Origin of the sequence: Enterobacter sp. SECR19-1250 (genome assembly GCF_013391025.1) — a bacterium.
In the GTDB taxonomy this organism is placed as follows: Bacteria; Pseudomonadota; Gammaproteobacteria; order Enterobacterales; family Enterobacteriaceae; genus Enterobacter; species Enterobacter cloacae.
In genome coordinates this window covers 23,267-36,315 of the sequence record NZ_JACASJ010000002.1, presented here as the reverse complement: position 1 = coordinate 36,315, position 13,049 = coordinate 23,267, and the positions used below count along the sequence as shown (strand labels likewise).

10 protein-coding genes and 1 pseudogene are annotated in these 13,049 nt (G+C 55.3%); 8 read left to right on the top strand and 3 right to left on the bottom strand.

What is annotated here, in order from left to right:
• Positions 1-15: 15 nt before the first annotated feature.
• A complete protein-coding gene (locus HX884_RS00760) occupies positions 16-1,125 on the top strand; it encodes a YcbX family protein (protein ID WP_178327478.1) in 1,110 nt (369 codons plus the stop codon).
• Here the strand turns inward: HX884_RS00760 and zapC are convergent.
• The gene (gene zapC, locus HX884_RS00755; RefSeq protein ID WP_020689696.1) at positions 1,122-1,664 is read right to left on the bottom strand and encodes a cell division protein ZapC; all 543 of its coding nucleotides are present in this window, start codon (positions 1,662-1,664) and stop codon (positions 1,122-1,124) included. The two genes, HX884_RS00760 and zapC, sit on opposite strands and share 4 nt — an antisense overlap.
• Before the next feature lie 165 nt (positions 1,665-1,829).
• Positions 1,830-2,840: a quinone-dependent dihydroorotate dehydrogenase gene (gene pyrD / locus HX884_RS00750; protein WP_178327477.1), complete on the bottom strand. Its 1,011-nt coding sequence runs from the start codon at positions 2,838-2,840 to the stop codon at positions 1,830-1,832.
• A 249-nt stretch (positions 2,841-3,089) separates the two neighbouring features.
• On the opposite strand from pyrD, the gene ssuE reads away from it, so the two are divergent.
• The 5 genes and pseudogenes from ssuE (at position 3,090) to ssuB (ending at position 7,330) form a co-directional block, all read left to right on the top strand.
• Positions 3,090-3,665: an NADPH-dependent FMN reductase gene (gene ssuE / locus HX884_RS00745; protein ID WP_178327476.1), complete on the top strand. Its 576-nt coding sequence runs from the start codon at positions 3,090-3,092 to the stop codon at positions 3,663-3,665.
• A pseudogene (locus tag HX884_RS00740) lies at positions 3,658-4,657 on the top strand (sulfonate ABC transporter substrate-binding protein). Before ssuE ends, HX884_RS00740 begins: the two are co-directional and overlap by 8 nt.
• Entirely contained in the window at positions 4,617-5,762 is a 1,146-nt protein-coding gene (gene ssuD / locus HX884_RS00735; RefSeq protein WP_013097272.1) for an FMNH2-dependent alkanesulfonate monooxygenase, read from the top strand. The pseudogene HX884_RS00740 and the gene ssuD overlap by 41 nt, the downstream one beginning before the upstream one ends.
• Positions 5,763-5,771: 9 nt before the next feature.
• Positions 5,772-6,563, top strand: coding sequence for an aliphatic sulfonate ABC transporter permease SsuC (ssuC, locus tag HX884_RS00730; protein WP_178327474.1), 792 nt, complete (start codon positions 5,772-5,774; stop codon positions 6,561-6,563).
• Positions 6,560-7,330 (top strand): aliphatic sulfonates ABC transporter ATP-binding protein, encoded by a 771-nt coding sequence (gene ssuB, locus HX884_RS00725; RefSeq protein ID WP_178327473.1) that lies wholly within the window; start codon positions 6,560-6,562, stop codon positions 7,328-7,330. Before ssuC ends, ssuB begins: the two co-directional genes overlap by 4 nt.
• Before the next feature lie 51 nt (positions 7,331-7,381).
• On the opposite strand, the gene pepN is transcribed toward ssuB, so the two are convergent.
• Positions 7,382-9,994, bottom strand: a complete 2,613-nt coding sequence (gene pepN / locus HX884_RS00720; protein ID WP_095440424.1) for an aminopeptidase N — start codon at positions 9,992-9,994, stop codon at positions 7,382-7,384.
• Positions 9,995-10,249: 255 nt separating this feature from the next.
• Between pepN and pncB the strand changes: the two genes are divergently transcribed.
• Together pncB and asnS are read left to right on the top strand one after the other, a co-directional pair.
• The gene (gene pncB / locus HX884_RS00715) at positions 10,250-11,452 is read left to right on the top strand and encodes a nicotinate phosphoribosyltransferase (protein WP_029882976.1); all 1,203 of its coding nucleotides are present in this window, start codon (positions 10,250-10,252) and stop codon (positions 11,450-11,452) included.
• Positions 11,453-11,617: 165 nt separating this feature from the next.
• The gene (gene asnS / locus HX884_RS00710; RefSeq protein WP_029882977.1) at positions 11,618-13,018 is read left to right on the top strand and encodes an asparagine--tRNA ligase; all 1,401 of its coding nucleotides are present in this window, start codon (positions 11,618-11,620) and stop codon (positions 13,016-13,018) included.
• Positions 13,019-13,049 lie beyond the last annotated feature (31 nt).

Sequence of the window (13,049 nt, the reverse complement as noted above, 5' to 3'; positions counted from 1 at the left end):
GAGGGACTGTGCACAGTGGCGACGTTATCCAGGCTTTTTATTCATCCGGTGAAATCCATGCGCGGTATCGGCGTTTCTCACGCCCTGGCTGACATCAGTGGATTTGCCTTCGATCGTATTTTTATGGTCACCGAGCCTGACGGTACGTTCATTACCGCACGCCAGTTCCCGCAGATGGTGCGTTTTACGCCTTCGCCGCTGCATGACGGCCTCCACCTCACCGCCCCGGATGGCTCAAGCGTGGTGATTCGCTTTGCTGATTTTGCGCCTGTCGATGCGCCAACGGAAGTGTGGGGCAATCATTTTACCGCTCGCATCGCTCCGGACGAGATTAACCGCTGGCTGAGCGGCTTCTTCTCCCGCGAGGTACAGCTGCGCTGGGTGGGTCCGGCGCTGACACGACGCGTCAAGCGCCACGAAGCGGTTCCCCTCTCGTTTGCCGATGGTTCCCCGTTCCTGTTAACCAGCGAAGCCTCGCTGCGTGACCTGCAGCGTCGCTGTAAGGCCAGCGTGCAGATGGAGCAATTTCGCCCGAATCTGGTGGTGACCGGTACGGAAGCCTGGGAGGAAGATACCTGGAAAGTCATCCGCATCGGCAGCGTCATTTTTGATGTCGTTAAGCCGTGCAGCCGCTGCATTTTCACCACCGTAAGTCCGGAGAAAGGCCTGAAGCATCCTTCCGGCGAACCGCTGAAAACCCTGCAATCATTCCGTACCGCGCAGGATAATGGCGACGTGGATTTCGGCCAGAATCTTATTCCGCGTTCAAGCGGAGTGATCCGCGTGGGTGACGAGGTGGAAATTCTCACCCGTGGGCCTGCGCGCGTGTACGGTGCGGGTCAGGAAGAAGAAACGGTAGAGGTTGAGACGCAAGCCAGTTCGGCAGTGGATATTCACTGGCAGGGCCGCGTTATACGGGGTAACAATCAGCAGGTGATACTTGAGCAGCTGGAGCAAGCCGGGATCCGTCTCCCGTATTCCTGTCGGGCGGGTATCTGTGGTTGCTGTCGAATCAAGCTGGTCGGGGGCGACGTCAGTGCGCTGAAGAAATCCGCAATCGGTGATGACGGGACGATCCTGTGCTGTAGCTGTATTCCAAAAACGTCGATACAGCTGGAAGCTTAAACCGCCTGTTCCAGGCTGAACGAATCCACGCGCAGCTGCGGTTTCAGCCTGTCATTCATGACCTTAATGGCATCCCCGAGCTGCATCGTCCGCCCGGCAATGGTCACGCCGGGCTGGGCCAGCAGACAAAGCGCGGCATTTTCGCCAGGTTCCACCACCAGTAAACTCACCTCTTCTGCGGTATCGCTCAGATTGACGCTGGCCGCATCGCCCGTGGACGGCGTCCAGTTCATATCATGCGGCAGAAAATGCCAGCTTTTCGGCATTTGCGGTTTCAGAAAACGAATCGCCACCAGCGCGTTTAATATCAGTTCGGCACGCTGTTCTTTTGAGAGCAGCAGGTCACGGCATTTCTCTTCAAAGGAGAAATAAAGCGCAGCATCGTCTACACAAAAGCCAGACGGGGAGAAAGCGTCCGGGGTTAACATTCGACGCGCAAAACGAGAACGGAACAACATGCCATTGGCTAAATCGAGCATCATTCGGTCATGCTCTTCACAAAAATACCAGCGCCAGTTATCGTCAGGTTTAATTCGCATGTTTCTCTCCCGTACCCAAACGTCCTGTACTAAAAATGTCCCATTCGCCGCTTCGTTTATAACACCATTAATAAAAGACTATAATGTCTAAATAAGCAACAGTGACGGAATATAAAACAACCAGGGCTGGAAATAAAGCCCTGGTTGTCTGATTAAGAGAAAAGATTAGATATGAGTAACGATTTCTTTTATGAGCGGCGGGCCTTTAAAAATAAAGCCGGAATAGATTTGCACCAGTGAGGCGCCCGCAGCCATCTTCTCGCGCGCAGCAATCACCGAATCGATACCACCGACACCGATTATTGGCAGGTGACCTTTTAATTCGGCGGAGAGCGCCCGAATAATTTCCGTACTTTTTAATTGTACCGGACGTCCACTTAACCCACCCGCTTCGTCACAGTTTTTCATTCCCTGGACGAGGGAGCGATCGAGCGTCGTATTGGTCGCAATCACACCATCAATATTATGGCGAACTAAGCTGTCGGCAACCTGGATCAATTCTTCAGCAGAAAGATCCGGTGCGATCTTAACCGCCACCGGAACATATTTATGATGGATCGCCTGCAGCTCATTTTGTTTATTTTTAATGGCGCTGAGAAGATCGTCCAGCGCTTCACCATATTGCAGAGAACGTAGCCCCGGGGTATTCGGCGATGAAATATTCACGGCGATATAACCGGCATAGGCGTAGACTTTTTCCATACAAATCAGGTAGTCATCTTTGCCCTGCTCAACCGGCGTGTCTTTATTTTTGCCAATATTGATGCCTAATACACCATCAAAATGGGCTTTTTTAACGTTTTCTACGAGATGATCCACGCCGAGGTTATTAAAGCCCATGCGGTTGATCAGCCCCTCGGCTTCGACCAGGCGGAACAAACGCGGCTTATCATTACCCGGCTGTGGACGCGGCGTGACGGTACCGATTTCGATGGAACCAAAGCCCATCGCGCCCAGGGCATCAATGCACTCGCCATTTTTATCCAGACCTGCCGCCAGACCCAGCGGGTTTTTAAAGGTCAGACCCATGCACTGCACAGGTTTTTCCGGCACGTTCTGACGCACCAGCGCGGCCAGCGGCGTTCCCGTAATACGGCGTAATTGCTGGAATGTAAATTCATGAGCGCGCTCAGGGTCGAGCTGGAAAAGGGCTTTACGAACGAAGGGGTAGTACATGAACTCTCCTGGATTCCCGGTGTGCAAACCGGGAGGGAATTATGTGCGATCCTGCCCGGAAAGGGAATTGACCTGCGGCAAAAAAATCAGCGTAAAACGCAAACGTTTACTTCCCCGTACACTTCTTATGCGCTTTTTCGCATTTTAATTGCGAATAAATCATTTAGTGGAATAACCACGCAGTGTCACACTCCTGAAAATTGTTATGAATGTTAGATAAAAGCAAACAATTAGTTATAAGGAGCACACATGCGCGTCATCATCCTGGCCGGAAGTCCACGTTTCCCTTCTCGTTCCAGCGCCCTGCTGGAATATGCCCGCGAAAGGCTTAATGCTCTGGATGTGGAAGTGTGCCACTGGAATCTGCACAACTTTGAACCTGAGGATCTGCTCTACGCGCGCTTTGACAGTCCTGCATTGAAAACCCTGATTGAACAGCTAAAAAGTGCTGACGGGCTTATCGTCGCGACCCCGATTTATAAAGCCTCATTTTCCGGCGCACTGAAAACCTTGCTCGATCTGCTGCCTGAACGTGCATTTGATGGAAAAGTGGTGTTGCCGCTGGCTACGGGCGGTACGGTTGCGCATTTACTGGCCGTGGATTACGCCCTGAAGCCAGTACTGAACGCGTTGAAGGCGCAGGAGATCCTGCACGGCGTTTTTGCCGATGACTCGCAGGTTATCGATTACCAGCACAAACCGCATTTCACACCGAATCTGCAAACCCGACTCGACAGTGCGCTGGAGACATTCTGGCATGCCCTGCACCGTCGCGATATTCAGGCACCTGCGTTTGGACAGCCACAAGGAGTCGCACATGTTTAAAACACTTACCCGTATCAGCCTGGCTGGTCTGCTCACACTCTCGTCCCTGAGCCATGCAGCAGAGACGGCACCTGACAGTTTGCGCATTGGTTACCAGAAAGGCAGCGTCAGTATGGTGCTGGCAAAAAGCCACCAGCTTCTGGAAAAACGCTTCCCACAGACCAAATTCTCCTGGGTGGAGTTTCCTGCCGGGCCACAAATGCTGGAGGCGCTGAACGTTGGAAGCATCGATTTAGGCAGTACTGGCGATATTCCACCGATCTTTGCGCAGGCGGCCGGGGCCGATCTGGTCTACGTTGGCGTTGAGCCACCAAAACCTAAAGCCGAGGTGATTCTGGTGCCGGAAAATAGCGCCATTAAAAATGTCGCCGAACTTAAAGGTCACAAAGTCGCATTCCAGAAAGGTTCCAGCTCGCACAACCTGCTACTCCGCGCCCTGCAGGAGGCCGGGCTAAAGTTCACCGATATTCAGCCCGTCTATCTCACCCCGGCTGATGCCCGCGCCGCCTTCCAGCAAGGCAATGTCGATGCGTGGGCTATCTGGGATCCTTACTACTCCGCGGCATTACTTCAGGGCGGCGTACGGGTATTGAAAGATGGCACTACCCTGAAACAGACCGGTTCGTTCTACCTGGCAGCCCGTCCGTATGCAGAGAAAAACGGTGCCTTTGTTCAGGACGTCCTGAATACCTTTACCGAAGCCGATACCCTGACGCAAAGCCAGCGCCCGGAGAGCATCACCCTGCTGGCGAAAACCATGGGCTTACCGGAGGCGGTGATCGCGAGCTACCTCAACCACCGTCCACCCACCACCATTATCCCGGTGGACGCACATGTCGCAGCCCTGCAACAACAGACTGCCGACCTCTTTTATCAAAACCGCTTAGTCCCAAAACAGGTGAACATTCGCGAACGCATCTGGCAACCCGCAGCCAAAGAAGGAGCCAAATCATGAGTCTGAATCTTTTCTGGTTTTTACCCACCCACGGTGATGGACACTATCTTGGTACCGAAGAAGGGTCGCGCCCGGTTGACCACGGCTATCTGCAGCAGATTGCGCAGGCGGCAGACCGAATCGGTTTCACCGGCGTGCTGATCCCCACCGGACGCTCGTGCGAAGACGCCTGGCTGGTCGCCGCGTCGATGATCCCGGTCACCCAGCGCCTGAAATTCCTGGTGGCATTGCGTCCGAGCGTGGTTTCCCCGACCGTTGCCGCACGTCAGGCGGCAACGCTCGACAGGCTCTCCAACGGACGCGCGCTGTTTAACCTGGTCACCGGCAGCGATCCGCAGGAACTGGCCGGTGACGGCGTGTTCCTCGATCATACGGAACGCTATGAGGCCTCCGCCGAGTTTACCCGCGTCTGGCGACGTCTGCTTGAGGGGGAAACGGTCACCTTCGATGGCAAGCATATTCATGTTCGCGACGCGAAACTCTACTTTCCTCCGGTACAGCAGCCGCGTCCACCGCTCTACTTCGGCGGATCGTCGGATGTGGCACAGGATCTGGCGGCAGAACAGGTCGATCTCTATCTGACCTGGGGGGAGCCGCCTGAACTGGTGAAAGAGAAAATTGCCCAGGTGCAGGCCAAAGCCGCCGCCCATGGCCGCAAGGTGCGCTTTGGCATTCGCCTGCACGTGATTGTGCGTGAAACCAACGAAGAGGCCTGGCAGGCCGCTGACCGGCTGATCTCGCATCTGGACGATGAGACCATCGCCAAAGCGCAGGCGGCGTTTGCGAAAACCGACTCCGTTGGACAGCACCGGATGGCTTCGTTACATAACGGCAAACGCGAGAATCTGGAGATCAGCCCCAATCTCTGGGCGGGTGTCGGCCTGGTACGCGGTGGTGCAGGTACTGCGCTGGTGGGTGACGGCCCGACCGTGGCGGCGCGTATCAACGAATATGCCGAGCTGGGTATCGACAGCTTTATCCTCTCGGGCTATCCGCATCTTGAGGAGGCATACAAAGTGGGTGAACTGCTGTTCCCGCATCTGGATGTCGCTATCCCGGACATTCCGCAGCCCCGCCAGCTGCAGCTTCAGGGCGAAGCCGTGGCCAACGAGTTTATTCCGCGAAAAGTCGCGCAAAGCTAAGGAGTGGCTATGTCTCTCACCACACAAAAATGGCTGTTGCGCGCCGCCCCGTGGTTTTTACCTGTCGGCATTGTCCTTATCTGGCAACTGGCCTCCTCCACCGGCTGGCTGTCGAGCCGTATCCTGCCCTCTCCGGAGGGCGTAATCGAAGCATTCTGGTCGCTGAGTGCCAGCGGCGAGCTGTGGCAGCACCTGGCCATTAGCTCCTGGCGCGCGGTGATTGGGTTTTCCATCGGCGGGAGCATCGGCCTGACGCTGGGGTTGATCAGCGGCCTGTCCCGCTGGGGGGAACGGTTGCTGGATACCTCCATTCAGATGCTGCGCAACGTACCGCATCTGGCGCTGATCCCCCTGGTCATTCTGTGGTTTGGTATTGATGAGAGCGCCAAAATTTTCCTCGTGGCGCTGGGCACGCTGTTCCCGATTTACATCAATACCTGGCACGGGATCCGCAATATCGATCGCGGGCTGGTTGAGATGGCACGCAGCTACGGATTATCAGGATTTGCCCTGTTTATCAACGTGCTGCTGCCGGGCGCCCTGCCCTCCATTACGGTTGGCGTTCGCTTTGCGCTCGGCCTGATGTGGCTGACGCTGATCGTCGCGGAGACCATTTCAGCCAACTCCGGCATTGGCTATCTGGCAATGAACGCCCGCGAATTCCTGCAAACGGACGTGGTGGTAGTCGCCATTATCCTTTATGCCCTGCTGGGCAAACTTGCTGACGTCAGCGCCCAGTGGCTGGAACGCAGCTGGCTGCGCTGGAACCCGGCCTATTTCTCTCAGGAGGCGAAAGCATGAATACCGCCCGACTCACTCAGGGGACACCGCTGTTACTTAACGGCGTCACGAAACGCTACGGCGACAAAACCATTCTTAACGTCCTGGATCTGCATATCCCCGCCGGACAATTTGTGGCCGTTGTCGGCCGCAGCGGCGGCGGCAAGAGTACGCTGCTGCGTCTGTTAGCCGGACTGGAAGCGCCGAATGGAGGGGAGATTCTGGCAGGGACAACGCCGCTGGCCAATATTCAGGATGATACCCGCATGATGTTTCAGGATGCGCGCCTGCTGCCCTGGAAAACGGTGATGGATAACGTCGGGCTGGGCCTGAAAGGTCACTGGCGGGAGGAGGCGCGTCAGGCGCTGGCCGCCGTCGGGCTGGAGGATCGCGCCGGTGACTGGCCTGCTGCCCTCTCTGGCGGGCAAAAACAGCGCGTAGCACTGGCGCGGGCATTGATACATCGTCCAGGCCTGTTGCTGCTCGATGAGCCGCTCGGGGCACTTGATGCCCTGACGCGGATTGAAATGCAGGATTTAATTGCCTCGCTCTGGCAGGAGCACGGTTTTACGGTCCTGCTGGTGACGCACGACGTGAGCGAAGCCGTCGCCATGGCTGACCGGGTGCTGTTAATAGAAGAGGGAAAAATTGGTCTGGATCTGACGGTGGATATTCCACGCCCTCGCCGTGTGGGATCGGCAAGACTGGCAGAGCTGGAAGCGGAGGTGCTGGAGCGGGTGATGAGGCGCGGTGTGAATGAGCGCGCCTTGATTACGGCTAATGCCTGATGCCTTCACCCGGCCCTATCCCACGGGGAGAGGGTGGGATTAACGTTTATATTACGCCAGCGCTTTTGATATCTTCTCGTACAGATCGCCAGAGAGATTTTCCAGCCCTTTAAGCTGCTCAAGCGCGGCACGCATCTTCGCCTGGCGCTGCGCATCGTAGCGTTTCAGGCGGATCAGCGGCTCAATCAGACGTGATGCCACCTGCGGGTTACGGCTGTTCAACTCGGTCAGCATTTCCACCATGAACTGATAACCGCTGCCGTCTTCCGCGTGGAACGCAGCCGGATTACTGCTGGCAAACGCGCCAATCAGGGAGCGGACGCGGTTCGGGTTGCTCATGGTAAAGGAGCGATGCTTCAGCAGGCTGCGCACGTTGCTGAGCGCATCGGCTGCCGGACTGGTCGCCTGCAGAATGAACCACTTGTCCATGACCAGGCCATCCTGGTGCCACTTATCGTCATACTCTTGCATCAGCGCATCACGGCACGGTAACTCGGCTGCCACGCTTGCCGCCAGGGCGGCGAGCGCGTCGGTCATATTATCCGCTTCGTGATACTGCTTGCTCACCAGCGTGTTCGCCAGGTCTGTTTCACCAAAGGCCAGGTAGCGCAGACAGGTATTACGCAGGGAACGTTTACCAATGTCGCCATGTTCCACGCGGTACGCATCCAGCTTGTTGGCGTTGTAGATCGCCAGGAACTCATCCGCCAGTTCGGCCGCCAGCGTGCGGGTCAGCGCTTCACGCACAGCCACGATGGCAATAGGATCGATGGTCTCGAACAGCTCGGCGATTTCGGTCGCGGACGGCAACGTCAGGATTTCAGCCGCGAGGGCCGGATCAATCTGTTCATCCAGCAGAACCGCACGGAACGCGTCAGCCACGTGAACCGGCAGCGACAGCGGCTGGCCCTGCTGATGACGATTAACGTTCAGCTTGATGTATGTCGCGAGCAGGCTTTGCGCGGCATCCCAGCGGGAGAAATCGTTGCGCGCGTGACGCATCAGGAACGTCAGCTGTTGATCGCTCCACTTGTACTCCAGCTTCACTGGAGCAGAGAATTCACACAGCAGCGCAGGCACCGGCTGGAAATAGACGTTATCGAAGATAAAGGTCTGCTCTGCCTGGGTCACGTTTAGCACGTGGTGTACCGGGTGGCCGCCCTTCTGCAGCGGGATCACTTTGCCTTCGTTATCATACAGTTCAATGCTGAACGGGATGTGCAGCGGATATTTTTCTTCCTGCTCAGCCGTTGGCGGCGTGCGTTGGCTGATGGTCAGGGTGTACAGCTCGGTCTCCGGATTGTAATCGTCTTTAACGGTGACAATCGGCGTACCGGCCTGGCTGTACCAGCGGCGAAAGTGAGAGAGATCCACATTCGACGCATCTTCCATTGCCTGCACAAAATCATCGCAGGTGGCGGCGCTGCCGTCGTGACGCTCGAAATAGAGCTGCATCCCTTTCTGGAAGTTCTCCTCGCCCAGCAGGGTATGGATCATACGGATAATTTCCGCCCCTTTTTCATACACCGTCAGGGTGTAGAAGTTATTCATCTCAATGACTTTGTCCGGACGAATTGGGTGCGCCATCGGACTGGCATCTTCCGCGAACTGCAACCCACGCATGGTGCGTACGTTGTTGATGCGGTTAACCGCCCGCGAGCCCAGATCGGAGCTGAACTCCTGGTCACGGAATACGGTCAGGCCTTCTTTAAGGCTCAGCTGGAACCAGTCGCGGCAGGTGACGCGGTTACCGGTCCAGTTATGGAAATATTCGTGGCCAATAACGCGCTCGATATCGAGGTAGTCTTTATCGGTGGCGGTATCGGTACGGGCCAGCACGTATTTGGAGTTAAAGATGTTGAGACCTTTGTTCTCCATCGCGCCCATGTTGAAGAAGTCGACGGCGACAATCATATAGATGTCGAGATCGTATTCCAGACCAAAACGCTCTTCGTCCCATTTCATGGAGTTGATGAGCGAGGTCATCGCCCATGGCGCGCGATCGAGGTTGCCACGGTCAACGAACAGTTCCAGCGCCACTTCTCGGCCAGAACGGGTTTTGAAGGTGTCACGTAAGACGTCGAAATCACCCGCCACCAGCGCAAACAGGTAGCATGGTTTCGGGAACGGATCCTGCCACTGTACCCAGTGACGGCCGTTTTCCAGCTCACCCTCACCCACGCGGTTACCGTTAGAGAGCAGGAAAGGATAAAGCGTTTTATCCGCGATGATTTTGGTGGTAAAACGCGCCAGCACGTCCGGACGATCAAGATACCAGGTGATGTGGCGGAAACCTTCCGCTTCACACTGGGTGCACAGCGCCACGCCAGACTGGTAGAGCCCTTCCAGCGCCGTATTGGCGGCAGGGCTGATTTCATTCACGATGCGCAGCGTAAAGCGTTCCGGCAGGTTATCGATCACCAGCTGGTTGTCTTCTTCTTTATAGTCAGTCCAGGCTGCATCATTAATATGCAGGGAGACCAGCGTCAGGTCTTCACCATCCAGACGCAGCGGCACTGCCGTCGCGCTCTGGCGCGTCACCTGGCTTACCGCCGTCACAACGGTTTTAGTGGCATCCAGGTCAAAAGTCAGATCGATATCGCTAATCAGGTAATCCGGCGCACGATAGTCGTGGCGGTATTTGGCTTGTGGCTGTTGTGTCATAGAAAACCTTATGCATCGTTTGTCGAATAACGATTCCAGTCTATTCCTGTTGTGTAGATCGCGCTATGCAGAATGTTCACCTTTTCAGGTACAAACACCCTTTTTGCTACATTTGTATAACACGGGGCACAAAATGCCCTCGACCATAAAGAGCGCTTATGTTGTGATCGGGGTTCAATAAATCACTAAACAAGGTATACTCCGGAGTTGTTTATTGTACTAAACGCTCCTGTGAGAGGATGCTACTGCGCACCTATGACTCGATTCGCTTCTCCTGTTCTGCATACGTTGCTGGATACCGACGCGTATAAACTGCACATGCAGCAAGCCGTTTTCCACCATTACTATGATGTTGATGTTGCGGCGGAATTCCGCTGCCGTGGCGACGACTTGCTCGGTATCTACGCAGATTCCATTCGTGAACAGGTCGATGCTATGCAGCATCTGACGTTGCAGGACGACGAATACCAGTGGCTTTCCGGCCTGCCTTTCTTTAAAGCGGACTATCTGAACTGGCTGCGCGACTTCCGTTATAAGCCAGAGCAGGTCACCGTCACGAATGATAACGGCAAGCTGGATATTCGCCTTGAAGGCCCATGGCGTGAAGTGATCATGTGGGAAGTTCCGCTGCTGGCTGTGATCAGCGAGCTGGCTCACCGCTACCGTTCGCCGGAAACCGGGGTGACTCAGGCACTGGCCGCGCTGGAAAACAAACTTGCAGGGTTTGCCACCCTGACGGATGGGCTGGATATGTCCCGCTTCCGTCTGATGGACTTTGGCACACGTCGCCGTTTCTCCCGCGACGTTCAGCAGGCCATTGTTCAGCGTCTGCAGCAAGAGTCGTGGTTCGTGGGCACCAGTAATTACGATCTGGCACGTCGTCTGAACCTGACACCAATGGGTACCCAGGCACACGAATGGTTCCAGGCACATCAGCAGATCAGCCCTGATCTGGCCAACAGCCAACGCGCCGCACTGGCCGCGTGGCTTGACGAGTATCCGAATCAACTCGGCATCGCCCTGACCGACTGCATCACGATGGATGCGTTCCTGCGTGATTTCGGCCCTGAGTTCGCTGAGCGTTACCAGGGGTTACGTCATGACTCCGGGGATCCGGTTGAATGGGGTGAGAAGGCGATCGCGCATTACGAAAAACTCGGCATTGACCCGATGAGCAAGGTGCTGGTCTTCTCCGACAACCTCGATCTCGCGAAAGCGGTTGAACTCTATCGCCATTTCAGTACCCGAGTAAACCTGAGCTTCGGGATTGGCACCCGTTTAACCTGCGACATCCCTCAGGTAAAACCGCTGAATATCGTGATAAAACTGGTGGAATGTAACGGCAAGCCGGTAGCCAAGCTCTCCGATAGCCCGGGTAAAACCATCTGTCATGACAAAGCGTTTGTCCGCGCGTTACGCAAAGCTTTCGATCTCCCTCAGGTCAAAAAAGCCAGTTAAGCGCTTAAGGGAGCCAAATGGCTCCCTACTTCTTATTTATTTCTTAATTCTTCTCTTTTGACTGCGAAATTTACTTGTCTGATAGCGGATGGCAGGTAACATAGATATCCCCCCATTTGGGTGGACAAGTGTTTATTTTTTCCGACTATTAACAGAGAGAATATTATGAGCGTTGTGCCTGTAGCCGACGTACTCCAGGGCCGTGTCGCCGAAGACCTAGAAGTCACCGTGCGCGGATGGGTGCGTACCCGCCGAGATTCTAAAGCTGGCATCTCCTTCCTTGCCGTCTATGACGGTTCCTGCTTTGATCCTGTACAGGCCGTCATTAATAATTCTCTGCCCAATTACAATGATGACGTTCTGCACCTGACAACCGGTTGTTCCGTAATTGTTACAGGCGTGGTTGTCGCATCACCGGGTCAGGGTCAGAGTTTCGAAATTCAGGCCACTGCCGTTGAAGTAACTGGCTGGGTTGAAGATCCTGATACCTACCCGATGGCCGCAAAACGTCACAGCATCGAATATCTGCGTGAAGTGGCTCACCTGCGTCCACGCACCAACCTGATTGGTGCGGTAGCCCGTGTCCGCCACACTCTGGCGCAGGCACTGCATCGCTTCTTCGATGAGCAGGGTTATTTCTGGGTATCTACCCCGCTGATCACCGCCTCCGATACCGAAGGCGCTGGCGAGATGTTCCGCGTTTCTACGCTGGATCTGGAAAACCTGCCGCGCACGCCAGAAGGTAAAGTGGACTTTGACAAAGACTTCTTTGGTAAAGAAGCCTTCCTGACGGTATCTGGCCAGCTCAACGGCGAAACCTACGCCTGTGCGCTGTCTAAAATCTATACCTTCGGCCCAACCTTCCGTGCGGAAAACTCCAACACCAGCCGTCACCTGGCAGAATTCTGGATGCTGGAGCCTGAAGTGGCTTTCGCAGATCTGAACGATGTCGCTGGCCTGGCGGAAGCCATGCTCAAGTACGTCTTCAAAGCGGTACTGGAAGAACGTGCTGATGATATGAAATTCTTCGCTGAGCGTGTCGATAACGAAGCGATTGCACGTCTGGAGCGCTTTGTTTCCTCCGACTTTGCCCAGGTGGATTACACCGATGCGGTCGCTATTCTCGAGAAATGCGGAGAGAAGTTTGAGAACCCGGTTTATTGGGGCGTGGATCTCTCTTCCGAGCATGAGCGTTACCTGGCTGAGAAGCACTTCAAAGCACCGGTTGTTGTGAAAAACTACCCGAAAGACATTAAGGCGTTCTATATGCGCCTTAACGAAGACGGTAAAACCGTTGCCGCAATGGACGTACTGGCGCCGGGCATTGGTGAAATTATCGGTGGTTCCCAGCGTGAAGAGCGTCTGGACGTGCTGGATGCGCGCATGCAAGAGATGGGGCTCAATCCGGCGGATTACAGCTGGTATCGCGATCTGCGCCGTTACGGTACTGTGCCACACTCAGGCTTTGGTCTGGGCTTCGAACGTCTGATCGCCTACGTCACAGGTGTTCAGAACGTACGTGACGTTATTCCGTTCCCACGTACGCCGCGTAATGCCAGCTTCTAAGTAACCAAAATCATAATGGCCAGCATTTGCT

Coding starts and splice junctions, on each gene's coding strand:
- zapC (WP_020689696.1), bottom strand. CDS start 1,664: ATGCGAATTAAACCTGACGATAACTGGCGCTGGTATTTTTGTGAAGAG.
- pyrD (WP_178327477.1), bottom strand. CDS start 2,840: ATGTACTACCCCTTCGTTCGTAAAGCCCTTTTCCAGCTCGACCCTGAG.
- ssuE (WP_178327476.1), top strand. CDS start 3,090: ATGCGCGTCATCATCCTGGCCGGAAGTCCACGTTTCCCTTCTCGTTCC.
- ssuD (WP_013097272.1), top strand. CDS start 4,617: ATGAGTCTGAATCTTTTCTGGTTTTTACCCACCCACGGTGATGGACAC.
- ssuC (WP_178327474.1), top strand. CDS start 5,772: ATGTCTCTCACCACACAAAAATGGCTGTTGCGCGCCGCCCCGTGGTTT.
- ssuB (WP_178327473.1), top strand. CDS start 6,560: ATGAATACCGCCCGACTCACTCAGGGGACACCGCTGTTACTTAACGGC.
- pepN (WP_095440424.1), bottom strand. CDS start 9,994: ATGACACAACAGCCACAAGCCAAATACCGCCACGACTATCGTGCGCCG.
- pncB (WP_029882976.1), top strand. CDS start 10,250: ATGACTCGATTCGCTTCTCCTGTTCTGCATACGTTGCTGGATACCGAC.
- asnS (WP_029882977.1), top strand. CDS start 11,618: ATGAGCGTTGTGCCTGTAGCCGACGTACTCCAGGGCCGTGTCGCCGAA.